Raw genomic sequence first — 25,964 nt, forward strand, 5'->3', positions numbered from 1 at the left:
TTAGGCTTCCTCATGACGCGTGAGATCGCGCATCAGAAGTCGTTCGAGAAGGCGCTGTACGCGATCACGCCCAACTTTCCGCCGGGCAAGCTGCCGGGCGATCCGCGCTTCACCAACGTCTATTTCGACATGTCCAAGGGCGGCGAGGTGCGCGGACCCTGGAACCAGGGACCGCAGTGGGAGTTCGTGGACGAGCCGGAACAACAGGTAGCCGTAGATGGAGAGGACGGCCAGGCGAGCGTGCAGCTCACGCCCGAAGAGGAAACCGCGGTCGCGGCCCTGGCGAGCCGAACAGCGTCCGATCCGCTGAGCGATCCGCAGACCGGGGCGGAGCTGGGCATGTCCGAGGACGCGGTGCTCGACCAGCTGAACGATCAGCTGAAGAAGTCGTCTTGACGACGCGGGTTGGCCTTGTCGAGGACATCATGTCCGTGGCACATCAAGTCAAAGGCCGGTACTCGATGCCGCCTTGATCGGCTCTGACCATAGGCGGAGCACTACGAGATTGCCAGCTAGACCTCGCTCCACTTGATGGCCACGAAGCTTGGTGCGAGGAGCGGCCCCTCCTTTGGCAAGCGCTTGGGGGCGATGGCAGAGGCCAGGAAGATCGAACCGGCTGAAGCCGCGAAGTGGCGAAGCGGCGACCCTGGCAAGACCGGGGTTTGCGTTTGGCTTCCAACCGCGTCGCTTTTTGGCATGTGCGTCAAGAAAGCTTCTGTCACAGGCCACCTGTCACATATGCAAACCATCCGAAGGTCCAGTGCTCGATCACCGAAACCAAGAAGAAGCCAAGAGTGATCCAAGCAACGCCATTGCCTTCGCCCGAGGACGCGCGTGAAAACCAAACCGCTCCCGCATTGTTGTTCCGTCGTGGTGCTTGTTGGAAATAGGCGTCGTGGCGCGCAAACGTGAAACCGGTCTCAATCCGCACGGGCGCGAGCCTCGGAGTCCTACTCTCCCATTCGGCTCTCCGTCTCCTTGATCCGATCTATCACTTGTTCCGGCGCTATGTCCTTCAGCAGTTCCTCGAACTCAGGATTGCGCGCCCCCGGCAGGTCCAAGCTTTTTGCAATTTCAGTCACAAGGCTCAATAGCCTGGTAATTTCGTGTTCTGCCAGAAGACTTACTTGAAGGTCCAAGTCAGCACGCTCATCTGCCACCTTGACCAGCCTGTTCTGACTAATCATCACGAAAGTGGAAATAAAGATGGCCTCGACTGAGGCGACCATTGCCAAAACGACAAACGTCGGATCAAATTTCGGAACAGGGCCGATCCAACCTAAATTGATGACAATCCAAGCACCGTAAATCACGACGTGCAGGTAGACAAAATTCATGCTGCCCGCCAAGCCGGTGACTGCATCTGCGACCCTGTCTTGCGTACTGGTTTCTGTACGCTTTACCTGTCGACGTTTTATCAGCGCCGCGATATTGCGGTCGATGACTGAACCACTCAAGGTCGGCTCAGCCTGGCCCGTCTTTGATGGAGCGTCAAACTTGTCGCATTCAGACTGTTCTTTCAAGCGCCCTCCTAACGGCTTGCGTTCCGAAATCAGGTTGCCAAGCTTTTCACCAAAACAAGCCCCGCGGCAGATTGGGGCTGGATGAAAAAGAACAGCGAGCTGCGTCTCCCGTGTCGGTCGATCTGGTACCGGCAAATGGCGTGCCTAAAGCACTGCACCGCCCTCGTCCAAGCCTGGTCCGTGCGCCTGCATTAGGAATCTACGGTTGCCCAGGAGGACTGTGTGCCGACCTGTAGGAAACGACACGAAGCAGCGTCACGCGCTCGATGCAGAGATGAATGCGTTGAAGGACCGGATGGTTACCCCGCGCTTCTGGACGAGCGACGCGCTTTCCTCAACTGACGGTGGCTAGATTGCGAGAGCACCCGAAGTGGCTCGCGTAAACATCGACCGATGCAACAAGTCATCGGTCTGGTCGAGCCGCTGAGAAACACGGGAATCGAAGTGCCATCTTGTTCTGCTCGACAGGCCATTTGGCTCGGGCGACCTCATCACGCCAATGACAGTGCCACCGTCCAGGCGACGGTCGGGTCGTTCAAAGCAAGGGTTGTCGAATGGCATGCGATGTCGGACCGTATCGGGTCGCGTCATGGCCTATCAATTCGACACCAACTGGACTTACATCTCGCACTTTGCCGGCGGCGTGGCCGGGCCGCTGCTGCACTGCGCAGGTGCTGACCGCACTCTTCCTTCTTGACGTGACGCTCTTCGGGCGCGCGCGGTTCCGAGCCGGGCTGGAGCTACCGGGTCTTTCCCGCAAGGTGCGGCATGGCGACGGCCACCACTGACGGCGCAGAGGGCGAGCCGGGCAAAGCTGCGCAAGTGGCCGCGGCGCATCAGCTGGCTGGTGGCGATCTGGCCGACGGGCGTGACGGCGCGCTTCCCGCCGGCCGCGCGTTCAAATCTGCCATGGGGCGGCCCGCCTCTCCCGCCAGCGGCCACCCAGCCGCATCGTTCCTCGGCGCAGGCGCTAGCTAGCGCGGCCGGCGGCGTCGGTGCTTCATCGTCACCGCGACCAGCGCCAGCACGGCAACGCCGACTGCGGCCTTGCGCGCAGCGCCCATGGGGTTGTGCCTGAACTCCGCGCGGCCGCCCATTTCGGCGTACAGGTTAGGCACATGGCCGCGCGACAGATCTTCGATCAGGCCCTCGCCCACATTCACTCGGTCGGCCAGCAGCAACAGCATCCAGCGCCGCAGATCGTTCTCGGAGTGCCGGAACGCATGGCGGCGCAGCCAGCCGCTCAGGCCCGAAGGCGGCAGCGTCGTGCCGAAGATGCGCGTGATGCCGGGGCGCTCGGTCGAGCACAGCACCTCCACATGCGAGTGCTGCTGCTCGGGTGCACCCACCGGGTTCGGCAGACGCGGCGGCGTACGTTCCATAGGATAGGCGGGTCGGTTGGCGTGATCGAGGTCGGCGCCCCATCCGACAATGTGCGCATGGCGGCCGACGTGGCGCGCGGGGCTCTGTTCTTGCGTGTCCGTGATGATCATTGCGGTTCGCTCCGTTGAGGAAAATGGCCATCGGTCTTGCTACGCGGCCAGCGACGCCGGCGGCACCAGCACCGTCTTGATGCAGTTGTCCAGCTTGCTGGAGAACAGGTGGTAGGCATCGGCCACGTCGCAAAGGCCGATGCGATGCGTGATCACGCGCTTGGGATCGATGCGCCCGGCCTGGATATGTTCGATCAGGCGCGGCAGATGCCGCTTCACGCTGGCCTGGTTCATGCGCAGCGTGAGGCCCTTGTTCAGCGCATTGCCGATGGGTACCGCATTGAAGGTCGGTCCGTACACGCCCACGATCGACACCCGTCCACCCTTGCGGACCGAGTTGATGCACCAGTGCAGCACGGTCGCCGCGCCCCCCTGCAACTTGAGCTTCACGCCCAGCAAGGTGTGGGCGAAGCTGCCCGCGGCTTCGCAGCCCACGCAGTCGATGCACACATCGGCGCCCAGGCCCTCGGTCATCTTCTTGATGTGGATCGCCATGTCGCCCACCTGCTTGAAATCGATCACCTCACACTGCGCGTACTGACGCACGAACTCCAGCCGATACTCAACGTGGTCCACCACGATCACGCGACCAGCGCCAAGGAGCCACGCCGACTTGGCCGCGAAGATACCGACGGGGCCGGCTCCGAAAATGACCACCGTGTCCCCCTCTTTGATGTCGCCCATTTCCGCGGCCTGGTAGCCAGTGGGCAGCGCATCGGTGAGCAGCACGGCGTCATCCACGTCCATGTCGGGCGGGATCACCGTGGGGCCGACGTCGGCCATCGGCACGCGCACGTACTCTGCCTGGCCGCCGTCGTACCCACCCGTGGTGTGCGAATAGCCGTAGATGCCGCCCACGGCAGTGGCCTCCGGGTTGGTGTCGTGGCAGTTGCTGTACAGCTCTTTTCGGCAGAAGTAGCAATTGCCGCAAAAGATGTTGAACGGAACCAGCACGTGGTCGCCAGGTTTCAGATGCTGCACGGCCGAGCCGACCGCCTCGACCACCCCGGTGAACTCGTGGCCGAAGGTCGTGCCCACGCGCGTGTCCGGCACCAGGCCGTGATAGAGGTGCAGATCGGAGCCGCAGATGCACGAGCGCGTGACGCGCACGATGGCATCGCCCGGATGCTCGATTTCCGGCTCGGCCTTGCGGGCCGCGCGCACGCGGTACGGACCGCGATAGTTCATTGCAAGCATGATGAGTTTTCCTTGTGGGTCGAAAGCAGATGCAGTGCATGGCAAGCCCCATGCCCGAGCGTGAATGCCCGCCGGGCCGCGCCGCCGGGCACACCGCTTGCAGGTCGGACTCACATTCACCGAAAGGAAACGCCCCATGTCCATAATTGACAAGCCCCTCGACCAGCAAGTCATCGTCATCACCGGCGCTTCCAGCGGCATCGGACTGTGCACGGCGCAACTTGCCGCGCAGCAGGGCGCCAGGCTGGTGCTCGTCGCGCGCAGCGGCGAAGTGCTGCAGCGTCTCGCGCAGGACATCAATGAACAAGGTGGGCATGCGGTATCCGCGCAAGCAGATGTGGCCGATCGCACGCAGATCGACCGCGTCGCACTGCTCGCCATCAGCCACTTCGGACGCATCGACACCTGGGTGAACGACGCGGGCATCTCGATCTACGGCCGGCTCGACAAGGTGAGCGAAGCCGACAGCAGACGTCTTTTCGACACGAACTTCTGGGGCGTGGTGAACGGCTCGCTCGCCGCGCTCCCCTACCTGAAGCTGGTACAGGGCAAGCTCGTGAACGTAGGCAGCGAAGTGTCGGACGCGGTGATACCGCTTCAGGGCATGTACTCGGCGTCCAAGCATGCGGTGAAGGGCTTCACCGACGCACTGCGCGTGGAGCTGGAGGACGTCGACAGGAGCGGCGTGACCGTGACCCTCATACAGCCGACCGCCGTCGACACGCCCTATCCCGAACATGCCCGCAACTACATGGACCAGGAGCCCAAGCTCCCTACGCCCATGATCGATCCGCTGCAGGTCGCCGAGGCCATCCTGAAGGCCGCCGTCAGTGGGGGGCGCGACATCAAGGTGGGCGGCATGGCGGTGATGAACACCGTGCTCGCGAAGGTGCTGCCCTCCGTGGCGGACCGCATGTCGGCCAAGCAGGTCGAGCGCCAGCAAAAGGGCGACCGGGAGCGCGATCCCGAGGGCGCGCTGTACCGCGCAGGCAATTCAGGACGCACCCACGGAAAGCACACCAAGGCGTCGCCAACATGACGGCGACCTGGGCGACTGCGCGCATCCCGCCTATGGCACCTGAGTCCTCTGCTCAACGAGTTGGGGCGCGGCTCGCGGGATGGTATCTGGGCGCTGCCTGGCGGGTATGTCGCGGGGCGCGGCGCAGATCAGGCGGCTGATTTCCTCGGCCGTGGGGGATGCGGGGAGGGTCGCCCAGCGCCAGACCGGCGTCAACGCGATCAGCAGACCGAGAACGAGGATCACTGCTTCGGCATTTCTTTTCAGGAACAGCATGTCAGTCGCCTCCGATCGGCGCCGACACCACACGAGCGCCCGCGGCTTCTTCCCGGTGTCTACGACTTCCGCTCGCCCACAGCCAGCCTCCCGCGCTCACCATCACCGCGCCCCATATCAAGAACCCCGTGTCCCAATAGGGGCGATGGACGAGGGAGACCACCTCGTTGACATGATGAATTCCAAGCAGGTGGTGATTGATGACCCCTTCGACCAGATTGAAGACACCCCAGCCAACCAGTGCTGCGCCCCAGATCAGTTTTCCAGACCAATACACGTGTCCCCGATGCGCAGCGCGCCACAACCGGTGCAAAGCGAGCACAACGAAGACGTACGTCACACTGTGAAAGATGCCGTCCCACAACGTGTTGAGGCGCAAATTTTCCACGGTTGTCGGGGGATACCAATTGCTCACCATGTGGTGCCACTGCAGCAACTGATGCAAGACGATGCCGTCGAAGAAACCGCCTAGGCCGAGACCGAACAGGACGCCCGCACTCACAGGGAACTGGCCTAAGGGGTTTGAGCGCACGGTGAATCCTTTCGACGATTGATCAAGAAACAGCCGCCGCGGCCATGCCGAGCCGGCATGGGCCGTCGCTCAAGGCCTCCTTAGGCTTCGGTTCCAGCGGGCCAGATGTCCCGTGCGGTGCCCTACCAGCAGCGCCACGGCTGTCAATGCGACGACGCTGAGCGCCACGGTGTTGCCCGACGCGGCGCGACCCATGTTGAGCGCAATCTCTCCGCTGCGCGGGCCGATCAGTTGCACACGGCGCTTGGTCATCTGCATGCCCAGTTCGCCCAACTCGTCAGACAACAGCCGCTCGGCCTCCGGCAGCACCAGCGTTTCTTCATCCGCCACGTGATGCATCACGTCGCGCATCAGCGCCATGACGGTTGCATCGTAGTCGCGCGCCTCCGGCTCCATCTGCCGCAGCAAGTTGATCAGCCGTCTCATCTCCTGGTGCTCTTGCAGAGATTCGGCGATCAGTTCGCCCTGCATGACGTTGCGCACCGCCGGGTAGAAGATTTCCTCCTCCAGCTGAGCGTGCACTTCGAGCGCTGTGCACATGGTGTTGACCAGCCCCTTCTTGACACGCACCGGTGCCCCCGACTTGTACTGGTGGAAAGTGGAAAGCACGTGCGTGTGATCCAGCCGGATCATGTTCGTCGCGCTTGGCAGGAGGCGTGAAAAAATGCTTGTCATGCGAAGACTCCAGGCAATTGAAGACGGGGAAATCAGACCAAGGTGACGAGTTTTTCCATCAGTTAGACCTTGCGCGCAGCCACTTGCTCGCGCATGGCGACCAGGCCCGAGCCGCTGGCTGCACGCGCCTTCACGACGAACTCGCTCTCGCGTTCCGCCGCTTCCTGGATCTGCACAATCCGGTCCATGGCGCTCGCATGCTCGACCTCGGCCGCGTCGAACAGGTCGGCTTTCTTGATGGCGCGGTCCAAGGCCGCATGAAATATTTCTTCCTCGATCGGTGCATGGACGGTCAGTTCGGTACCAATCTTGTTGGTCAACCGACGCTTCTCTTGCGCGACGAATGACGCCCGTGAATGGGTCAGTTGCTCGCACGCCTGGAACAGCTTCTTGACACCGCAGTGATGGGTGTCCAGGAGGATGCAGGCGTCGGCCTCCGCGCGTCGGCATGTGGGCATCGTGCAACTCCAGTTGGTCACTTGATTGGGAAGGCCGAAAGGTGAAATAGCACGCTTGCGGCCTGCGTAGGAAAACTTCGTTTTCGTCTGGCAGTGCACATCCGTCGCACATGCTGACGGAGTGTCGAGACCACACAGCGGCGTTCCATGGACACACACAAGATCAAGCGCATTCCTGCCCTTGCTCGCAGTGCCGTCCGGCGCGAAGCTTGAGAGATAGTCGCGGGGAACGGGTCGAGGGCAAAGGTGCCGGCGCCCGGCTCGAGGCCACGTGACCGGGCAGCTCCGCGCCATACGGCACGTGCCGGGAGCAAAGCATTCGTCGTCAGAGCGGCACCCAGTTCGGTGTGGTCGCCAGCGCACGGAAGAATGCGGCGGCATGGCGGTGCGCAATGTCGCCGTCCGTGATGCTCGGCAATTGCAGACCATGGAAGCCCATGAGTGCCCTGATGCGCTCGTCTCGCTTCACCAGCGCCATGGACCACTCCGGAAACTGCCGCACTGCAATGAAGGTCCTGTCTAGCACGACGGGAGCGCGATGTCGTGCGTCGGCTTCTATTCTTGCGTACAAAGCTTCGACGGCGAGTTCGTCGCCCTCGAGGTATTGGAGATAGACCGCGTCGAGCAGGCACAGCGCCCCCGTGATACCGGCCTCAGGATTCCTGGTGCGTGAAACCGTGAGGATTTCGCGCAGGTTCGTCGAGTTCGCTTCGATGGCTTGGCTGCCGTAGATGAGTCGCTTCAGCATCGTCAAATGCTAGCGCTACGCGAAGGGTCTGCGGCAAGCCGGCTCCGGGTACCCGCGAAGACGTGCGCGGCGCTAGCGAAAATTTTGAGACCGCCCGCTTGTTGGGAACAGGCAGGCCGTGCGCGGCCGGTGGGTTCGATGTGGCTTACCGCGCCAAGATGGTGGTGGAGGAAGCGTGGGGCACCAGTTGCACAGAGATCCGAGACGCCCGACTACATGGGCACATGATGTTCATCTCGCTCAAGCTCACCCAGCTGGACTGGTCGGCATCGTCGCCCGTGCCGAGACAGGACTAACGCCGGGCTATCAGGGCCACACAGGAGGGCTGCCCACCTGGTTGCTGAGGGCGAAGCGCTGCGGGAAATCCATGAAGAAAAGCGAAGCAAGCTCGCAGCCATCCGAAGCAACATTGACACATGCCGTCGACGATAGTTTTTCACTGGAAAGCCGTACTACGTTTTTGGAGGATCAGAGCCTACACCGTAGGTGTCGCGGCGCGTGAGCATCGCCTACATCAAGAGCTTGGAAGAGCGGTGAGGCGATGCGGACGCGGTTTCTAGATGGTTCCGCGCGTGGGAGCGAGAAATCGAGTTTTGGCATCTTGGATCTCACGCGCGTGAAGATCAACGGCGCAGCAGCTTGGTGCGCCGCCTACTACGCCGCTTTCCAGTACGCAGCGAAGCGCTTGACACTCGGCGAGAGTTTAGAAACCGTCTTACAGCTGAGACAGTTTGGTGACTGTCGGGTGGCGGCAGGGGTTGCTTTGGAGAACACCAATGGACATTCAACTGTTAATGCGTCTCGACCGCATGACGCCACCGCGAGTTTTGACCTCGCGGGCCGACCTTGCCGCCGCAGAGGAGCTCCTCAATAAGGGACTGATCGAAGCTTCGCACCAGACGCGGTTCACAAAGTCCGGCGCTGCGAAGCAGGCCATTCTGGTGAAGGTCATCACCGAGAAGGGAAGACTGGCCGTTGCGCAGGAAAAGACGCGTCCGCACGGCAATTCCGGCATCTGAAACGCTGTCGCGGACCTGCAGGAGCCGCTTGGAACGCCAGGTTGTGCAGGTGCACATTCGCGACGAATGGCCCACGCCGTCCATCGTCCCGGCGCAAACATCCATGGAAGTTTGCGGGCAACGTATGCCCGTTTGAACTACATCTGATCAGCTCGCTCAAGGCTTGCGGACGAGCGCCAACCCGGCGTGGTGCTGCTCATCACAGCCACGCTCCAGCTGGCGAACAACTTACGCCCATCGCGCACTTGTTGACGTCGTCGCCCCATCCGGCTGGGCACTCTTGGCAAGCAAAACATGCGAGACCCTGATGAGAGACGTCGATGTTCAGAAATGAACGAATCGAAGCGCGTATCTCCGCGCAGGACTTCCAAAGGGCGCGGCGATGGCATGCAGAAAGCTAGCCCCGGGATCCAGTCGAGGAGCGTCCTGGAGGTCTGCGCTGCGAGTCGCCCGGGGCAGCTCTGCCTCCTAGCGTCGTCTGGGCGCATCGGACGATTCGTTCACGCCAACGTGCCTGAACAAACACCGTATTCCTCTTCCTCTGGAAAGCACAACACGGCGGCCCCTCGCTTGATCGCATTGCTTTCTCTAGGGTTCGGCCTTGTCTCGATCTCCGTCCTCCTCTACACGGCGGCGGCGCGCTTGGCCTACGCAAAACTGAAGAGACGCAGGCTGCACGGCAAATAAAGCGGACCCGTGGGTCCGCCGTGCCAGCGCTTATTGGTCTACTGGTTTTTCTGACCGTGCCGGCCATCGTCGGCATGCTGCTGCGAACTGCCACCGCGCGAGCCGGATTGCTCCTGCTGTTTCTGTTGGCCTCCACTGCCGGACTTGCCTCCGCCACCGGAAGAGCCCGTGTTCTTGTGGCTCTGCTGGCCCGCCTTGACGTGCTGCTCGTGCGAGCCGCCGCGTGTCCCGCCCTGTTGATCGTTGGATTGAGCACCCTTGGTCATGTCGAATCTCCTGTGAAATGAATGAGAAACTGCGAGCGGCGCCAGCCGCGCGCACGGTGAACGGTATGGCGCGGCACAGCGCCGTTTGTAGGACAAGTTCGCACGCAAGGGTGGGGCGCCTTGAGATGAAAGCAGACCTGAGGCCAAGACGCCGAATGCCCCTGCAGCAGGTCTCACTGCGAGGAGAAACAGTCAAGCAGTTGACCCGCTTTCCGCTCGCACAAGTACCCATCCGATGACCTCGTCCAGCCAAGGCGTACTCCAGCCAGCTGTCTCCACCCCGGCAGAGCAGCACCCGGCCTCGAATGCCGGATCGACCGAGGTCCGACTGCGGCGAGGACTGACGCAAATGGATGGCCGTGCCCCGGCGGCATCTGCAGCGAGCAACACCACAACAGGCTGGTGACCACGGCCATCGCGCACCTTGGCAAGCTGGACGTACCAGTCGACGGCGACGTGCAGGACGCCCGCCTCACCGGCGTCGAATTCCATCGTGAGCGCGCGGTGGTTCAAGACGCTGTCACCGCCGGAGCAGGTGCTTTGGCACAGCCAAGCGCACGCGGTGAAGTCGGTCCAGCTGGTGACCCGGGTATTCCGCATGCGGCGGAGCCCGCGCTCATGAAGAAGGTCGCGGGCAGCTACGGCAAGACCTTCCACACCTGGCACAGCTGGCACACCGGCCTGCAGAAACAACTGCCCACCGGCGTGCGCCGGGTGATGATGAGCTTCACCGTCGACGGGCAGGGCGATGCCGCCATGGTGGCCACGCGTGATCAGCGCCTGGACACCGACAGCGCGCAATGCAGAATCGACCGCCAGGGCATCCAGCCACCGCCGGACGCATCTCAGAAGGGGCGCGCGGTGCAGTTACCTGACCCGACCGGCACACGGCGCGGCCATGGGCAGGCGCCGGTCGGCAGCTGTCGCTGAGGTACCGCGGCCGGGTGCGCGCAGTCACGGCGACGCAGACTCGCCGGTGCTGTGCCGCTTCACGTAGGCACGCGCTCTTTCGGCGAGCTTGTCCTCCGCAAGTTCCTCCGTGGGCTGGTTCAGACTTACGAGAAGGCAACGATGGACCCCGTGGCACCGCAGCTCCGCCCTCGCGTCGATGCTGCCGTCGTCGTTGCGCTTGATTTCCACGCGGCAGTCCCATCCTCTTTCCAGCTCGATGGGGAGGAAGTAGCGCGAACTCATCGCGCATTGCCTGCCGCGGAACGGCGGCGTGCGAAACGTGAGTGAAAAAGGTTCGGAAACATGCGAACTCCAAGAGTGGTCGAACGCATGGCAATTGCCATGCCCGCGCGATGCGGCAACGCGCGGACCCGCCCGCGGCGCGTCGTCCGACGGCATCGCGCAAACGGGGCTCCTAGCCTGCGGCACATGCAAGGCAGTCACCCTTCCACGGCATCTCTTGCCTCTTTCGCGCCGGCCGACGTCGTGAGCGCGGGGCTGTGCATCGGATGTGGAAACTGCGTGGCGGCGGCCCATGCGCTGCACTGCGACAACGGCGCGCAGATGGTGATGGACAGCCGCGGCGAGCTCAAGCCCGCCGGTGCGGCGCGATGGCTGGCCCAGGGGTCGCCCGGCTTCTCCCGCACCTGCCCCTTCGGGGCCGAGGCTTCCGACGAGACCTCGCTGGCCCTGGCGCTCTTCGGGGACGCGCGCCACGGCGACGAGCGGGTCGGCCGCTTCGAGGCCGCCTACGTCGGGCATGCGGCAGACGGCGGCTTTCGCGAGCGGGGCAGCTCCGGCGGCATGGTCAGCTGGACGGCCGCGGAGCTGCTGCGCGCGGGACTGGTCGATGCGGTGGTCCATGTAGCACCGGGCGGCGGCGGCCGGCTCTTCGGCTATCGCATCTCGCGCAGCGCGGACGAGCTCGCTGGAGGCGCCAAATCGCGCTACTTCCCCATAGAACTCTCGCAGGTGCTGCGCGAAATCCGGCGCGCGCCAGGGCGCTACGCCGTGGTCGGGGTGCCCTGCTTCATCAAGGCGGTGCAGCTGCTGCGTCGCGAGGACGCGTTGATGCGCGAGCGCATCGCCTTCACGCTGGGCCTGTTCTGCGGGCACATGAAGAGCGCCCGTCTGGTCGACAGCTTCGCCTACCAGATGAACGTAGCGCTGGCCGACGTGCGCAGCTTCGACTTCCGGCTGAAGGACGCCCGCAGGCCGGCCAGCTGGTACACCGCGCGCTTCGAGGTGCGTGACGGCCGTGCCGTGCAGCGCGACTGGTTTCATCTCGCGGAAGGCGACTGGGGCTCGGGCTTTTTCCAGAACGCGGCATGCAACTTCTGCGACGACGTGGTGGCAGAGACGGCGGATATTTCATTCGGCGATGCCTGGGTGGAACCGTATGCATCAGACGGCAGGGGCACCAACGTGGTCATTGCGCGCTCCCCTCGGCTGGCGCACCTGCTGGCGGCCGGCGTGGCGTCCGGCCGGCTCGTGCTCGCGCCTGTCGATGCGAACTTCGTGGCGCAAACCCAGGCTGCGGGTCTGCGCCAGCGGCGCGAAGGCCTGGCCTACAGGCTCGCCAGGCGGCCGGCGGCGCAGCGCCCGCGCAAGCGGGTGGCGCCGAGCGCGGGTCTGCCGCTGCGGCGCAAGCTCATCTACCGCACGCGCGCCGCCATCAGCGAATGGAGCGCGCGGCTCTTTCCACTCGCCCGCGCGGCCGGGGCGTTGAGGCTGTATGTGCTGTGGGCGCGCTGCATGCGCGCGCTGTACGGCGCGCTGGCGTACTCCAGCGGGTGGCTGGGCGCCTGGCTCGCGCGGCGAGCGCCGGACACCAAGACCTGAGTCGCGCCCGCGCCGACGGAAGGAAAAGTTGCCGCAAGAATTGCCGTGGGCGCTGTGCTGTGCTGTGCTGTGCTGTGCTGTGCTGTGCTGTGCTGTGCTGTGCTGTGCTGTGCTGTGCTGTGCGATGCAGCTGCAGCGCGACCTTGCCGGGCACGCCGCGTGCCGATCGAATCGCAATCCCTTTCTTTTCAGTTCCAAGCAAAATGGCCAATCCGCTTTCTCCCGATCTGGCGGCCACCGACCCGGTGCGACGGTGCGTGCACGAGGCGCGCAATGCGCTGGCCGCAATCTCCTCGGCCGGAGAGGTTCTGAGCCGCGCGGAGCCACCGCACGAACTTGTCCGAGAAGCCGGCGTGGTGGTGCAGAGACAGGCGCATCAGCTCTCCGCGCGCATCGCTGAAATCCTGGGCATGCTGCAGCCCGCTGCCGAGCCCTGCCGCGTGCTCGTGGTCTCGGACGACGCCCGCCTGTTGGTCAGGGCCGGCCGCGTGCTGGCATCCAGCGACTGCATGGTCGATTTCTGCGCCAACGTCGAGGAAGGGCTGAGCGCGATGCAGCAGGGCCAGCACAGGATCGGGGTGGTTGACGTGCGAACCTCACGCGGCAACGGCCTGGGTTTGGCCCAGCGCGCTCGCCGTTCGGGGTTCAACGGGCGGATTGTGGCGGTGTGGGGTTCGCAGTTGTCGAGGCACCATCAGGTCGAAGACGGACTGGCCGGTTTCGATGCCGTGCTGACCCGCAATTTCGATCCGTCGGCGCTGCGCGGCGCGCTCTGGCTCAACTAACCAAGGCACGCCCGATCCGTGTACGTTCACTCCGCCGGATGCGGGGCCCACGAGTCCGGCAGCGCGCGGTGCATGGCAGACGCGGCAATGGCCGCCCCGCCCATGGCAACAGCGATCTGGTTCAGGCCTACCGACACATCTCCCGCCACATAAAGGCCGGGCACACGGGTGGCATGGTGGGCGTCGGCCTGCACGTACCCGGCGCCGTCTAGCGAAGCGCCCAGGTTGCCCGCGAGTTCGGAATGCACCGTGACGCCCAGCGCGCAGTACAGGGTGTCGCAGTACGCGCGAACGCCTCCCTGGAACAACACCACGCGCTCTCCGACGCGGCGGATCGCCTCCACCGGCATGTCGTTCCACCGGATGCCGGCCCGCGCCAGTTCGCCGCGCTCGCGCTCGCCGATGTCAGCGCCCCCGCGTGCCATGAACAAGGTGATGTCGGCGCTGAAATGCCGCAGGTACAAGGCCTCGGCCACGCCGGCCGGGCCGTCCGCATAGACCCCGATCGAGCGCCCCGCCACTTCGTAGGCGTCGCACACCGGGCAAAAGCGCAGCAGGCCCTCGTCCAGCGCCGCACGCAGGTGCGTCATGACCGGCGGAACGTCGGTGACGCCCGTGGCCAGCAGCACAAACCGCGCCGCCACCGAGCTGCCGCCCATGTGCAGCCGAAAGCCCTCGGGCTCTCGCTGTACGAATTGCACAAAGCGGTCGAGCACCTGCACGGGGTACTCCCGCAGCTGCGTCCGCAGCGCGTCGCGCACCTCCGCGCCCGCAACTCCCCGCGCAAAGCCCGGATAGTTGTGCGTGCGCGGTATGCGGGCCACCCGGCTGTGGCCCGCATCAACCAGCACCACCGAGCGCCGAAAGCGCGCCAGATAGATGGCGCCCATCAACCCCGCGGGGCCGCCGCCGACCACGGCAACGTCGGCGCGCGCGGCGCGAGCGCGCGTGGCATCGGCGCCGGGTTCGCTCATGGGTGCGGTCGCGCGGGCGCGTCGAAGTCGGCCGCCTCGGGCGCCTTCATCGTGAGTTTGCGCAACGCGGACGCCAGCCCCGACAGCTGGTCGGCCTCCCGCAGGCAGGCGGCCCCGGAGCCGGGCACCGAGCTCTCTTGCGTTCGCGCGAGCCGGCGCAGGATGCTCTCCTTTTCCTGCAGCGCCCGCAGGCCGGTCCAAAGTGCCGCGTCGGCCACCTGCTCCTGCGTGGCGGCCAGAGTGCGCAGGCTGAACGCGTGGCCGGTGTGGCAGCGGTAGCGAACCAGGCGCTTGTCGTCCAGCTCGAACAGAACACCGCCGCAGTCCGGGCAGCTGAAAAGGGAAGGTTGGGCAATGGCTTTCAGATTCTCCACGGCTTGGTCCCCCAGAGCCACCGCGTACTCCCGGCGCAGCTCGTCAGGCGCGTCGAAGTGACGATCGTCGGGCATTGGCACGGCAAGCCGCAGCAGCAGCGCGGGCAGTTCGGCCAGCACAACCACGTGGTCGGGCTCCACGGCATCCAGTGCCGCGCGGGGCATGCTCGGCTCGTGCGCATCTTCCGGGTCCTGAACGACGACGGTGCCTCCGCAGTCCTTGATGGCGCGCAGCCCGGCGCTGCCGTCGTCCAGCCCGCCCGTGAGCACCACGCCGACGGCGGCCGGTCCGCAGGACAACGCAGCGGAACGAAAGAGCGGGTCAATGGCAGGGCGGGCATGGTGTTCCTTCGGTCCGCGATTCAACCGGACGACGCCGCCCTCGAGCAGCATGTGGTGATCGGGCGGCGCCACGTAGATGGTGCCCGCCTCCGGCACGTCGCCCTCGCGGGCCTGCACCGCGCGGTTGGCGCCGCGACGGTTCAGCAGTTCCGCCAGTTCGCTCCGGCGTGCGCCGATGTGCTGCACGAAGAAGATGGGCGACGGAAACCCGGCCGGCAGTGCCGCCACGAGGTCGAGCATTGCGTACACGCCGCCCGAAGACGCCCCGATGAATATGAAAGGCGTGCGCCCGGGCTGTGGCTGAATGGACATCTCTCGCGTTCGAATTTCAGGCATCTGTGGTCTCCCTGCGGCAATCCGCGTGCCCGCGGACGGCCTGGTCTATGGTGCCGCCGAGGGCTCCCCGTCGGTGCGGCCTCTCGTGCGAAGCAGGCGCTGAACGTCTGCGGCGGCCACCGGCTTCACCAGGTGCTCGTCGAAGCCGGCCTCCAGGGCCGCGCGCTTGTCGTCGGGCTGACCCCAACCGGTGGCCGCCACCAGGTACATGCCGCCGCCCCAGGGCTGCGCTCGGATGCGCCGCGCCACCTCGTGGCCGTCGATGTCGGGCATGCCGATGTCCAGCACCACCGCCTCAGGGCGGAAGCGCTCGGCGATCGCGAGCGCATCGGTGCCGTTGTGCGCCGTCTCCACCGTGAAGCCCGCGAGCGCGAGCATGCGGGCCATGCCCCACACAGCGTCCACGTTGTCGTCCGCCAGCAGGACCCGACGCGCACCGTCAGCGCCCGTCGCATCTGCGGCGATCGGCAGCGCCGGCGCGGGCGTTGGCGCTGATACGGCTGCGGGTTCCGGTGCCGATTCCGGTGCCGCTGCCGCTGCCGGTGCCAGCGCCGGCCCGGCGCTCGCGCGCGGCCCCGGCTGCGGAATGCGCACGGTGAAGCGGCTGCCGCGCCCCTGCCCGTCGCTTTGTCCGCGCACGGTGCCGCCGTGCAGTTCGACGATGCTGCGCACCAGCGCCAACCCGATCCCGAGGCCGCCGGCGGCCCGCGCGTGCGCGTGCTCGCTCTGCGTGAACATCTCGAACATGGCTTCCACCGTATGGGGGTCCATGCCGATGCCGTCGTCGGTCACCTCGAACACGGCCTCGCCCTTGTCGCTGCTCACCTCCAATGTCAAATGGCCGCCATCGGGCGTGTACTTGGCGGCATTCGACAACAGGTTGGACACCACCTGGGCCAAGCGGATCGGGTCGGCGTCCAGCCATATGTCCTGCTGCGGCGCGACATGCACGCGCAGCACGTGCCCGGCCCGCTCGATGAGCGGTCGCGTCGCCTCCACGGCCGCATCGGCAATGTTCTGCGCGCTCACCCGGTCGCGGCGCAGCACCAGCCGCCCGCGCCGCAGGCTGGACACATCCAGCAGGTCGCCCAGCAGCACTTTCATGGCGGTGGACTGGCGGCGGATCACCCGGGCCGCGCGCGCCTGGTCCTGCGCGGGCAGCGACTCGGGCGCAAGCAACTCCGCCGCGCCGCTGATGGAGGCGAGCGGGTTGCGCAACTCGTGCGAAAGCACCGCCAGAAAACGGTCCTTGGCGGCGTCCGCGGCTACCAGCGCCTTGCGTGCGGATTCGTTGGCGCGCAACGCGTCCAGCAGCTCGGCGCGGCTTTGCTCCACCTCTTCTTCGGCGGCTCGCTGCTCGCTCTGGTCGCGCAGCACCTTGACCATGCCGATGACCGCACCCTCGCCGTTGTGCATCGGCATGAGCGCGCCGCTCGCCCAGAAGCGCGAGCCGTCCTTGCACTGGTGCAGGCGGTCGTCGGCGGCGCGCCCCTGGGCCAGTGCAATGGCCGCCTCCTCCTGCGGCGCGCCGGCCGCGCGGTCCTCGTCCGTGAAGATGATGTCCCCCAAACGCCCGAGGATCTCGGCCTCGCTGTAGCCGAGCAGCCGTTCGGCGCCGGTGTTCCAGCTCTTCACTCGGCGCTCGAGGTCCATCGAGAAAATCGCGTAGTCCACGGCGTTTTCAAGCACCAGGCGAAACCGCTCTTCGCTCTCGCGCAGGGCGTCCTCGGCGAACTTGCGCTCGCTGATGTCGCTGCACACGATGAGCGCCGAACCGGGCCGGCCCTCGGCATCGGTGAGCACCGTGACGCTCTTGTGCAGCCAGATGAACGAGCCGTCCCTGCGCAGGTTGCGGCACTCGGTCTGGAACGCTTCGCCATGCTCGGCCAGGCGCTCGAACAGCAGCCGGGCGGCCTGCCGGTCGGCTCCATGCACCAACTCCAGCGCGTCCGTGCCGGCGAGCTCGCGCTCGTCGTATCCCATCAACCGGCAATAGCAGGTGTTGGTGAAGGTGAGCGTGCCGTCCAGGCGCGCCTGGGCTACCCCGACGGAGGCTTGGTTGACGATAGCGCTGAAGCGCTCCTGCGACTGCCGCAGCGACTCCTGCGCCTCCTTGCGCTCGGTGATGTCCACGAAGGTCAGCACCACGCCGGCAATATGGTCCTCGATGGTGCGGTAGGGGCGCACCCGCGCCAGGTACCAGCGCCCTGCATCGTCGCCCACTTCACGCTCCGAGGGCTGCAGCGTGAGAAGCACGCTGCGCAAATCGCTGGTGAGCTGCGAGTAGTCCAGCGGCGTGGTCAGGTCCGACAGCGGGCGTCCTACGTCGGTGGCGATGAGCTTGAACACCGCCACCGCGCTGGGCGTGAAGCGCGTCACACGGAACTCGCGGTCGAGAAAGACGGTGGCGATGGCAGTGGCGTCCATCAGGTTCTGCATGTCGCTGTTGGCATGGCCAAGGTCCTCGACCTTGCTCTTGAGCTCGTGGTTGACCGTGGTGAGTTCCTCGTTGATCGACTGCAGCTCCTCGCGGCTGGTCTCAAGTTCTTCGGTAGCGGAATGCAGCTCCTCGTTCATGGCGTGCAGCTCTTCGTTGCTTGCCTTGAGTTCTTCGGTGGAGGTCTCGTACTGCTCCACGGTTTCGCGCAGTTGTGCCTTCAGGCGTGCCACCTCGCGCTCCAAGTGTTGGGAGATGGGCTCGGCGTCCACCCGCGCCACCAGCAACTTCGGCTGCTTGCGCGGCTGCGCCTCGCGCTGAAGCGTCACCAACAGGCCGCCGCCGAAGTCGTCCACCGGCTGCACCTTCAGCGACACCTCGGCCTGCTCGTCGCCCAGGCGCACCGGCACTGGCGCCACCTCGACGGGCATGCGCTTGTCGCCTACGTGGTAGAGCGCCGTCTGCAGCTCAGCGCGCAGGTCTGGCACGATCGCGCGCAGCACGTTGCGCGAGGGTTCGCCGCCCGAAAAATGCAGGAACTGCGTGGCACCGGGCGAGATATGCAGCATCTCGTGCTCCGCGTCCACCAGGATGGTGGGCGGCGCGAGCCGGTCGAGCAGCTTCAGGTGCACCTCGGTCCATGTCATGGGCCGTCCGTCGCTTTGAGGCGGCTGCCCGCTCTGGCGCAGCGCGTGCGCCACCGCGAGCGTTGGAATCACCGGGCCCGAGCGCTTGAGGTCCAGCGCAATGGCCGCGCTGCTGCGCCCTGCGGGAATTGGCAGCACCGCGCGCGCCACGTGGCGCTGTGCGTAGAGGCGGTGCTTCCTGTCAATCAGCGCAAACAGCGGGCTGTTTTCTTCCACCGTCTCCGAGGCACCCAGGAAGAGCCGCCCGCCGTTCACCAGGGAAAAATGCAGGGTGTCGAACACGCGCGCCTGGGCGTCTCGGTTCAGGTAGATCAGCAGGTTGCGGCAGGTTGCCAGGTCGACGCGGGAAAACGGCGAGTCCGTCAGCACATCGTGCACCGCGAACAGCACCATCTCTCGCAGGTCGCGGCGCACCCGATAGCCGCGCGGCTCCCGGACAAAGAAGCGGCGCAGGCGCTCCTGCGACACGTCTGCCTCGACTGCCGACGGGTACAGCCCGTCGCGCGCGATGCGGATGGCGTCCTCGTCGATGTCGGTCGCGAAGATCTGGATCGAGGGCGGGCTTTCCATTGTGCGTGCATGCTCGCTCAGCAGCATCGCCAGCGAGTAGGCCTCCTCGCCGGTGGCGCAAGCCACCACCCACACGCGCACGGTGTCGGAGGCAGACTTGTTGCGAAACAGGTCGTGCACGATGCCTTCGAGCGCATGGAAGCACTCGCTGTCGCGAAAGAAGTTAGTCACGCTGATCAGCATGTCCTGCAGCAGCGCGCCGGCCTCGCCTGGACGGGTGCGCAGGCAGTCGAGGTAGGCTGCGAGGTTGTCCACGCTGTTGACCTGCATGCGCCTCCCAATGCGCCGCAGGACGGTTGCACGCTTGTAGTCGACAAAGTCTCGCCCCGTGCGGCTGCGCACGAAACCCAACACCTCGCGGAACGCCGCCTCGTCGGCCGGCTCGACGGAGACCGCCGGGCCGCCCGCGCCCCTGGCCCCGCGCGCGGCCGCCTGCACAGCGTCCCTGCCCATGCCACCGGGGTCGTCGGCGCTGTCCGGCGGCAAGATCTCCGGCGGCAGCCTCAGCCGGGTCTCCATGCGCAGGTAGCCGCGGATGCGCGCGCCGATCTCGCGCACCGGCAGCACCCAGTCGATCATTCCGGTGGCGATGGCCGACTGGACCATGCCGTTGTGCGAGGCCTCCTCCGGCTCCTGCGCCACGGTCAAGCCGCCGCGCTCCTTGATGCGCTTGACGCCGATGGCGCCGTCCCCGTCCACGCCCGACATCACCACCGCGACGGCATGCGGCCCGTGGGTGTCGGCCAGCGCACGAAAGAAATAGTCGACGGCCACGTGGCGACCGTGGCCCGGGGGGATATCGGCCACCTCCAGGAATTTGCCGCGCGTGCGAAGCGCCTTGCCCGGCGCCGCGACGTACACCGTGTTGGGCGTGATGCGCTCGCGCACAGAGACCGGCACCACCCGCATCGACGTGGCGCGCTGCAGTTCCTGCGCCAGCGCGGCCTCGTGAGCGGCGGACATGTGCAGCACCACGACGAAGGCCACGCCGGTGTCCGGCGGCGTCGTCTCCAGCAACGTTCGCAGCGCCTCCATGCCGCCGGTGGACCCGCCAAGGCCCACCACCGGCAACATGCTGTAACCCCGCGAGGGAACCGCGTCGTCGATCTGGTCGGCGAGCGCCTCCTCGAAGTGGTCGGGTGTCAAGTCGTCCAAGCAATTGCTCCCGTCTTGCTGCCGAGGGCTGGATATTGCGGCGAATTGCCCAAGCGCCGCCGACCCTCACGGCGGCGCTCGGCTTGCAGGCGGTGCAACTTCATCGCTGGGACTCCTTCGGCCGGTTGTACGGTGTCTTCATGCTGATGCCGAGCAGCGCAGCCGTGCGCCTTGTGGCGGCCGCAGCTCTCGTAGGTTGCCAGGATCAGCTGCCGCTCGACCTCTGCGAGCTGGCTTCCCACCTGCACGGCGATGTGGCTCTTGCCGTCCGTGCCTGCAATCTGTAACGGCGCCAGCGCCTGAGACGCGGGCGCGGTCCAAGCGGCGACCAAGGCGGCCTCCGAGGCCGGCACCCGCGGCATTGCCTCCGCCATCGCCGGTGCCGTCCGCACCACTGCCGGCAGCCATTGCTCGTCGATCACGTCGCCGGCGGCCATGACCCAGGCGCGCTGAACCGCATTGCGCAATTCGCGGACGTTTCCTGGCCACGGGGGCACCGCCAAGCGCGCGCGCGTCCCGGCGGTGAAGCGCTTGGCCCGCCCTTCTTGGCGCAAAAGGACTTGCATGAAGCTCTGGGCGATCAGGCTGACGTCCTCGCCCCGTTCGCGCAGCGGCGGCAGGCCAATGGGAAACACGTTCAGGCGATCCAGCAGGTCTTCGCGCAGCTGTCCGCGCGCCGCGGCCGCATGCGCATCGCGATGGGTGGCCACAATGATACGCACGTCGGTCTGTTGCACCTGCGCCGAAACCACCCGCGTGAAAGTGCCGCTTTCGAGCACGCGCAGCAGCTTCACTTGAAGTCCGAGCGGCATTTCCGTGACCTCGTCCAAGAACAGAGTGCCGCCGTGGGCACGCTCGACGAAGCCCTGGTGCTGGCGCTCGGCGCCGGTGCAGCTGCCGCGCTCGTGGCCGAAGATCTCGCTCTCGATGAGATGCGGGGAAAGCGCGCCACAGTTCACCGCCAAGAAGGGTTGCTCGCGCCGCCGGCTCAGGTCGTGCACGGCGCGTGCAACCAGCTCCTTGCCGGTGCCGCTTTCGCCGTGGATGAACACTGTCACGGCGGTGCCCGCCACGCGCGACACCTGCCGGTATCCCCTCTGCATGACCGGCGAGCGGCCGATGAGATGACCAAAGCGGTCGGTCTCGCGCCAGAGCTCCTGAGCCTCGTCGATTTCCGCGCGCAGCTGCGAAGGTGCAATGAGCCGCGAGAGCAGGCCCTTCCGGTGCTGCGGGTTGATCGGCTCGACGAGGTAGTCGGCCGCACCCATTCGCAGCGCGCGAATAAACGGTTCCAGGCTGGCTTGGCCGGCCATAAGAATCAGGACGGCGTCATCGGCAAAGCCGCTCTCGCCCATCAGGTCGAGGCCGCTGCCGTCGGGCAGGTGCAAATCCAGCAGCACCACCTCCGCCGGCTGCATGTCCACCCAGCGCCGCGCCGCGGCGAGCGAAGACGCGCAGATGACACTGTGGCCAGCGCGCTCTACCAGGGCGGCAATCGGGCGGGCTGACACTTCGTCGTCTTCAACAACCAGGGCATAGGCCACATTTTCTTTCCGTTGCTTGGAGACAGGCGGCGGCTGCCCCATTCCAACGTGAGCGCTGCCTGTGCCTCTCCTGAGTCTCGAATGATTTCGCGATTTCACGCGGCGGCGGACGGCTCAGTCGGCCAACTGTCGTGCGAGATCATGCACACGCTGTGTCAGCGTAGTCATACGCGCGACCTGCCGCTGCAGCACATCGGCGACCTCGTCGCGAGTTGCGTTGTCCTCGGCGGTGCGCAGCAATTCGAGCGAAATCGCCATGGCCCCGATGGGGCCACGCAGATCGTGATCGATGGCATGGGCCTCCCGCGCAAAACGCGCCTTGATCGCCTGCCGCGCCATCAGTGCGTCGTCTATCAACTCGGCGCGGTGCACCGCCACGGCCAACGCGGGGGCGGACATGCCCGCATAGGCGGGTCCCGAGACGGCCGCTTCCAAGGGCCCGGGTGCGCCTCGCCGCGCCCACAAGAAGAGTCCCGCCAGCGCGGCGCACGCGCCCAGTCCCACATAGATCGGCGCCGCCGCCGCGCCCCCACGTTCGGGCGCGCCTCCTGCGCCTGCCTTGCCTGTTTTTGTTTTCATACCGAGAGTGTGAAGTAAGGCCCCCGCCGGTCTGCCCCAGCCCTGCGGCAAGTTTTGCTGCAAGCACTGCCGAGCTGTCGCGCCGACCGCCTGGGCTAGCCGGCCGGACGCCCGCCGCCGACTGGACTCGTTCCGTCTCCCATGCACGCCGCGCGCCCCTGCGCAGTGAGCCCCGTAACGATGGCGCGCGGTATGCGCCGCTCGCCCGTCTGCGACACCACGCTCGGGTCGGTCAGCGCCACGAGCAGCGAAGCGCTGCGCAACGCCAGAATCAGGTGGATGTCCTCCGGCGCCGAGCACACCACCGGCATCTGGCGGCGCGACAGCAACTGCAGCAACTCGTAGCACTCGACGGCCCGGTTGGCACGTGGAACAGTTTTCTTCTTCATGGGCGAAGGCTTCGCAAGTGGAGAACACGTGCTGCGTAGCAACCGCCGTGCCCGTCGCCCGTCAGCCGTCGACGTCAACCGCCGCTCTGGGGGCCTGCTCGCACCCCGAAGACGGACTTGAACTGCGGCTCGTACACGTCGCGCGCGCCATGCGCCTTGGCGTCGGGCACACACAGATATATCTCGTGGCCCGGCCGCGCCTCCACGCGAAGGCCGCTGGTGCGAAGCATCGCTTCCACACCGGCATGGTTGGGCGCCCACCAGTTGGTGGGGTCGCCGGCCAGCCGGTGCTCGATGAAGGCCATGCGCGGCCAGCCGCTTTCCAGCAGCGGGGTGCGGTCGTCGATGCTGCAATCGGGCGGCGTCGCATAGACCGAATCGCCCGGCATGGTGAGGGTCTGGAACATCATGAAGCGCCGGGTGCGTGCGGACAGCAGGTCAAGCGCCAGCAGCGGATAGCGCAGGTGATAAAAGACGCCCATGAACCATACCAGGTCGAAGCACTCGTCGCAGCGCGCCAGGTCGTAGACCTGCATGTGGCGGAACTCCACCTGCTCGTGCAGGCCGAACTGCCGCGCGGCCCATCGCGCCTGCGCGAGGTAGTGCTCGTCGACATCGATGCCGACCACGCGGGCGCCGCGGCGCGCCAGCTCGAAGCTGTAGAAGCCGGCGTTGCAGCCCACGTCGAGCACCCGCCATCCGCTCAGGTCTTCGGGCACGAACGGACTCATCTCCTGCCACTTGAAGTTGGGAAAGTCGCCACCGAGGAAATGCCGGGGCAGCGTCTGGGCCCCGCCAGGCAGGTGCAGGTTGTGAAACCAGGGCCCGAGCGCATCGATCTGCTGCTGCAGCGGGCCCTCGGGGTCGGCATTGACAGCGTTCGCGTCGTTCATGCGCGCGCCCCTTGCCCCTCTTGCTCACGCGAGCGAAGCAGTTCCCGCGCGTAGCCTTCCAGCTCGCAGGCGCGGTGCGCCGCCGTGTGGTTCGCCAGGATGCGCAGGCGCGCCCGCTCGCCGACCGCGCGGCAGTCTTCCTCCGACATGCCGCGCAGCAGGTGCAGCACCTCGGCGTGGGTCTTGGCCAAGAAAATCTCCACCCCCGGCGTCAGCAACGACCCGATGCCGCTCCAGCTGTCGCTGATGATCGGCGTGCCGCACGCGGCGGCCTCGAAGAGGCGCACGCTGGGAGACCACCCAGCCTGGATCATGTCGGCGCGCGTCACGTTGAGCGCGAAGCGCTGCCGGTTGTAGAAGGCGCGGTGCCGTACCGGCGGCAGGTGCGCCGTGTAGCGCACATTGTCTGGCCAGACCATGTCCTGCGGGTACTGGGCCCCGGCCACTTCGAAACGACCTTCGGGCCAAGCCTGCGCCGGCCTCAACAGCAGCGCGTCGAGCGTGGGCTGGCGATCGACACTGTAGGTGCCCATGTAGCCGAGATCCACCCGCTCGGCCTGCGCCACAGCGGCCTGGTCCGGGTAGTACAGGCTCGGGTCCACGGAACAGTAGAGCACCCGCGCAGCCGGCGAGCCGAACTCGCGCTCCAGCCGGGCGAGCGTCGGACCGCCCGTGAACGACAAGTACAAGTCGTAACCGGCGATCTGGCGCGCCTCCAAATAGGGCGTGCCGCCACGCGCCAAGCCAGCCAGCGTCACGGGCGTGTCGATGTCGTAGAACGCGCAATGGCCGGATGCCTGCGCCTGCACCCAGTCGCCGACGGCCACGCCGTCGGGTACGAACGAGCCGACGACCACCAGGTCGGCTGTTGCCACCGCGAGGCCGTGCTCGCGCTGCAGCTCGTCAAGGTCCGCATAGAGCGCGGTGCGCCCGAACGGAGGTTCCGGCATGTCGCGGTGATCGGCATACCAGGGCACGTCGCGCTCCAGGAACAACACCTGATGGCCGCGCCGGGCCAGTTCGCGAACCAGCGCGCGGTAGGTGGTTGCGTGGCCGTTGCCCCATGACGAAGTGATCGACAGCCCCAGCACGACGATGTTCAGCGGCGCATCGCCGCGCTGGCGCGCCGGGCCTTGATCCTTCAGCGGCAGCGCGCTCATGGCGTTACCTCCAGCACCCGCGCCGCGCTGCGCCCTTCGAGCAAAGCCTCCAGCTGCGCGGCCCGATGCGCGTAGGTGTGCTCGGCCAGCACGCGCCGCCGCGCGGCTTCTCCGATACGCCGCGCGGTGGCGGCGTCCAGCGCCTGCACGTGGCCGGCCACCTGCTCGCCGTCGGCCGCCACCAGCACCTCCCGGCCCGGCTCCAGGAACAGCCCGATGCCTTCCCAGGGGTCTGTGATCAGGCAGCCGGCCGCGCCGGCCGCCTCGAACACGCGCGTGGCCGGCGAGAAGCCGTAGCGCGCCATGCTATCGCGGCTGACATTGAGAACAGCGAGCGGCGTGCGGTTCAGTGCGTTGTGGTCCGCGGTGTAGACGTGGCCCAGGTGGCGCACGTTCGGCGGCAGCGGCTTGTCGCCCCACCCGCTGCCGCCGAGCAGCAGGCGCTTGTGAGGCATGCGTGCGGCCGCCTCGAGAAAGAACGCGTCGACGCGAGCTTCCCGGTCGGGCAGGCGGTTTCCCAGGAAGGCGAGCTCGGCCTCGAAGCGCGGGTCAGGCGCCACAGGGTGATGGGTGGTTGGATCAAGCGCGTTGTAGATCGGCACGCACTCGCTCGCACCGAAGCCGCGGTATGCATCGGCCACGGGTGCGCCGCCGCCATAGGTCAGCACCAGGTCGTAGCGCGGCACGAGCGCGCGGAACGGGTCGTGCGCGTCGCCGGCCATGCGGTCGAGCGTGGCCGGCGCGTCGACGTCCCAGAACGCGATGCGGGTGGCGGGGCCTTGCAGGCCGAGCACGGCCTCCTCGAGCAGTGCGTCGAACACGCCCACGCCGCTGGCCTTCACCACCAGGTCCGCGCCGCGCGCATGCTCGACCATGCGCAGCGCGTTCACCTCGCCTTCACCCGGGTAGACGATGACTTCGGCCCACTCCGGGTCTGCCATGTCGCGGTGCTGCTGACGGCCAAAGGCGTCGGGCTCGTAGAAGCGAATGCGGTGGCCCCGCTCGTGCAGCGCGCGCACCATGCCTCGGTAATAGGTGGCCGCGCCGTTCCAATAGGCCGACACCAGACTGGAGCCGAAGAAAGCGATGTTCAT

General features: G+C 66.3%; 25 protein-coding genes and 1 pseudogene. 6 read left to right on the top strand and 20 right to left on the bottom strand.

The window, feature by feature from the left end:
- A partial coding sequence (locus AB6807_RS30825; protein ID WP_371087562.1) for a manganese catalase family protein occupies positions 1-396 on the top strand: 396 nt, incomplete at its 5' end.
- Positions 397-718: 322 nt separating this feature from the next.
- Here the strand turns inward: AB6807_RS30825 and AB6807_RS30830 are convergent.
- From AB6807_RS30830 to AB6807_RS30845, 4 genes are all read right to left on the bottom strand, one after another.
- Complete coding sequence (locus tag AB6807_RS30830) at positions 719-931, bottom strand: hypothetical protein (protein ID WP_371087563.1); 213 nt, start codon at positions 929-931, stop codon at positions 719-721.
- Positions 932-950: 19 nt separating this feature from the next.
- On the bottom strand, positions 951-1,523 hold the full coding sequence (locus AB6807_RS30835; RefSeq protein ID WP_371087564.1) for a DUF1003 domain-containing protein: 573 nt from the start codon (positions 1,521-1,523) through the stop codon (positions 951-953).
- Positions 1,524-2,497: 974 nt separating this feature from the next.
- Positions 2,498-3,016 (bottom strand): hypothetical protein, encoded by a 519-nt coding sequence (locus tag AB6807_RS30840; RefSeq protein WP_116912641.1) that lies wholly within the window; start codon positions 3,014-3,016, stop codon positions 2,498-2,500.
- 39 nt (positions 3,017-3,055) lie between these two features.
- Positions 3,056-4,213 (bottom strand): zinc-dependent alcohol dehydrogenase, encoded by a 1,158-nt coding sequence (locus AB6807_RS30845; protein ID WP_371087565.1) that lies wholly within the window; start codon positions 4,211-4,213, stop codon positions 3,056-3,058.
- Positions 4,214-4,349: 136 nt separating this feature from the next.
- On the opposite strand from AB6807_RS30845, the gene AB6807_RS30850 reads away from it, so the two are divergent.
- Positions 4,350-5,252, top strand: coding sequence for an SDR family oxidoreductase (locus AB6807_RS30850; protein WP_371087566.1), 903 nt, complete (start codon positions 4,350-4,352; stop codon positions 5,250-5,252).
- A 30-nt stretch (positions 5,253-5,282) separates the two neighbouring features.
- On the opposite strand, the gene AB6807_RS30855 is transcribed toward AB6807_RS30850, so the two are convergent.
- The 5 genes from AB6807_RS30855 to AB6807_RS30875 all read right to left on the bottom strand — a co-directional run bounded on the left by AB6807_RS30855 (position 5,283) and on the right by AB6807_RS30875 (position 7,920).
- Positions 5,283-5,507 (bottom strand): hypothetical protein, encoded by a 225-nt coding sequence (locus AB6807_RS30855; protein ID WP_371087567.1) that lies wholly within the window; start codon positions 5,505-5,507, stop codon positions 5,283-5,285.
- Between the two features lies 1 nt (position 5,508).
- Complete coding sequence (locus AB6807_RS30860; protein WP_371087568.1) at positions 5,509-6,039, bottom strand: DUF2243 domain-containing protein; 531 nt, start codon at positions 6,037-6,039, stop codon at positions 5,509-5,511.
- Between the two features lie 69 nt (positions 6,040-6,108).
- Complete coding sequence (locus AB6807_RS30865) at positions 6,109-6,714, bottom strand: hemerythrin domain-containing protein (RefSeq protein ID WP_371087569.1); 606 nt, start codon at positions 6,712-6,714, stop codon at positions 6,109-6,111.
- Between the two features lie 62 nt (positions 6,715-6,776).
- Complete coding sequence (locus AB6807_RS30870; protein ID WP_116912635.1) at positions 6,777-7,172, bottom strand: hemerythrin domain-containing protein; 396 nt, start codon at positions 7,170-7,172, stop codon at positions 6,777-6,779.
- A 325-nt stretch (positions 7,173-7,497) separates the two neighbouring features.
- Positions 7,498-7,920: a BLUF domain-containing protein gene (locus AB6807_RS30875; protein ID WP_132748961.1), complete on the bottom strand. Its 423-nt coding sequence runs from the start codon at positions 7,918-7,920 to the stop codon at positions 7,498-7,500.
- A 776-nt stretch (positions 7,921-8,696) separates the two neighbouring features.
- Here AB6807_RS30875 and AB6807_RS30880 point away from each other — a divergent pair.
- Entirely contained in the window at positions 8,697-8,939 is a 243-nt protein-coding gene (locus AB6807_RS30880; RefSeq protein WP_116912633.1) for a hypothetical protein, read from the top strand.
- Between the two features lie 725 nt (positions 8,940-9,664).
- Here the strand turns inward: AB6807_RS30880 and AB6807_RS30885 are convergent.
- Entirely contained in the window at positions 9,665-9,892 is a 228-nt protein-coding gene (locus AB6807_RS30885; protein ID WP_116912632.1) for a hypothetical protein, read from the bottom strand.
- A gap of 402 nt (positions 9,893-10,294) precedes the next feature.
- On the opposite strand from AB6807_RS30885, the gene AB6807_RS30890 reads away from it, so the two are divergent.
- A complete protein-coding gene (locus tag AB6807_RS30890) occupies positions 10,295-10,822 on the top strand; it encodes a DUF1264 domain-containing protein (protein ID WP_371087570.1) in 528 nt (175 codons plus the stop codon).
- Between the two features lie 24 nt (positions 10,823-10,846).
- Here AB6807_RS30890 and AB6807_RS30895 read toward each other — a convergent pair whose 3' ends face one another.
- Positions 10,847-11,242: a hypothetical protein gene (locus AB6807_RS30895; RefSeq protein ID WP_132748962.1), complete on the bottom strand. Its 396-nt coding sequence runs from the start codon at positions 11,240-11,242 to the stop codon at positions 10,847-10,849.
- 30 nt (positions 11,243-11,272) lie between these two features.
- Between AB6807_RS30895 and AB6807_RS30900 the strand changes: the two genes are divergently transcribed.
- Together AB6807_RS30900 and AB6807_RS30905 are read left to right on the top strand one after the other, a co-directional pair.
- Entirely contained in the window at positions 11,273-12,685 is a 1,413-nt protein-coding gene (locus AB6807_RS30900) for a Coenzyme F420 hydrogenase/dehydrogenase, beta subunit C-terminal domain (protein WP_116912628.1), read from the top strand.
- Between the two features lie 203 nt (positions 12,686-12,888).
- Positions 12,889-13,470 (top strand): hypothetical protein, encoded by a 582-nt coding sequence (locus AB6807_RS30905; RefSeq protein ID WP_371087571.1) that lies wholly within the window; start codon positions 12,889-12,891, stop codon positions 13,468-13,470.
- Positions 13,471-13,496: 26 nt separating this feature from the next.
- Here AB6807_RS30905 and AB6807_RS30910 read toward each other — a convergent pair whose 3' ends face one another.
- The 9 genes and pseudogenes from AB6807_RS30910 to AB6807_RS30950 form a co-directional block, all read right to left on the bottom strand.
- Positions 13,497-14,444 carry an NAD(P)/FAD-dependent oxidoreductase gene (locus AB6807_RS30910; protein ID WP_371087572.1) on the bottom strand — a complete coding sequence of 316 codons (948 nt, stop codon included), beginning with the start codon at positions 14,442-14,444 and terminating at the stop codon, positions 13,497-13,499.
- On the bottom strand, positions 14,441-15,496 hold the full coding sequence (locus AB6807_RS30915; protein WP_371087573.1) for a chemotaxis protein CheB: 1,056 nt from the start codon (positions 15,494-15,496) through the stop codon (positions 14,441-14,443). The genes AB6807_RS30910 and AB6807_RS30915 overlap by 4 nt, the downstream gene beginning before the upstream one ends.
- A gap of 45 nt (positions 15,497-15,541) precedes the next feature.
- Positions 15,542-20,305 carry a CheR family methyltransferase gene (locus AB6807_RS30920; RefSeq protein WP_371087574.1) on the bottom strand — a complete coding sequence of 1,588 codons (4,764 nt, stop codon included), beginning with the start codon at positions 20,303-20,305 and terminating at the stop codon, positions 15,542-15,544.
- A gap of 100 nt (positions 20,306-20,405) precedes the next feature.
- Positions 20,406-21,849 (bottom strand): annotated as a pseudogene (locus tag AB6807_RS30925) (sigma-54-dependent transcriptional regulator).
- A gap of 114 nt (positions 21,850-21,963) precedes the next feature.
- Entirely contained in the window at positions 21,964-22,428 is a 465-nt protein-coding gene (locus AB6807_RS30930; RefSeq protein ID WP_371087575.1) for a histidine kinase dimerization/phospho-acceptor domain-containing protein, read from the bottom strand.
- A 95-nt stretch (positions 22,429-22,523) separates the two neighbouring features.
- Positions 22,524-22,817: a hypothetical protein gene (locus tag AB6807_RS30935; protein WP_371087576.1), complete on the bottom strand. Its 294-nt coding sequence runs from the start codon at positions 22,815-22,817 to the stop codon at positions 22,524-22,526.
- Between the two features lie 74 nt (positions 22,818-22,891).
- Entirely contained in the window at positions 22,892-23,710 is an 819-nt protein-coding gene (locus tag AB6807_RS30940; protein WP_371087577.1) for a TIGR04290 family methyltransferase, read from the bottom strand.
- Positions 23,707-24,870, bottom strand: a complete 1,164-nt coding sequence (locus AB6807_RS30945; protein WP_371087578.1) for a glycosyltransferase — start codon at positions 24,868-24,870, stop codon at positions 23,707-23,709. The genes AB6807_RS30940 and AB6807_RS30945 overlap by 4 nt, the downstream gene beginning before the upstream one ends.
- Positions 24,867-25,964 carry a glycosyltransferase gene (locus AB6807_RS30950; protein WP_371087579.1) on the bottom strand — a complete coding sequence of 366 codons (1,098 nt, stop codon included), beginning with the start codon at positions 25,962-25,964 and terminating at the stop codon, positions 24,867-24,869. Before AB6807_RS30950 ends, AB6807_RS30945 begins: the two co-directional genes overlap by 4 nt.

Source organism: Variovorax sp. RCC_210 (assembly GCF_041355175.1).
Lineage (GTDB): Bacteria > Pseudomonadota > Gammaproteobacteria > Burkholderiales > Burkholderiaceae_C > Variovorax.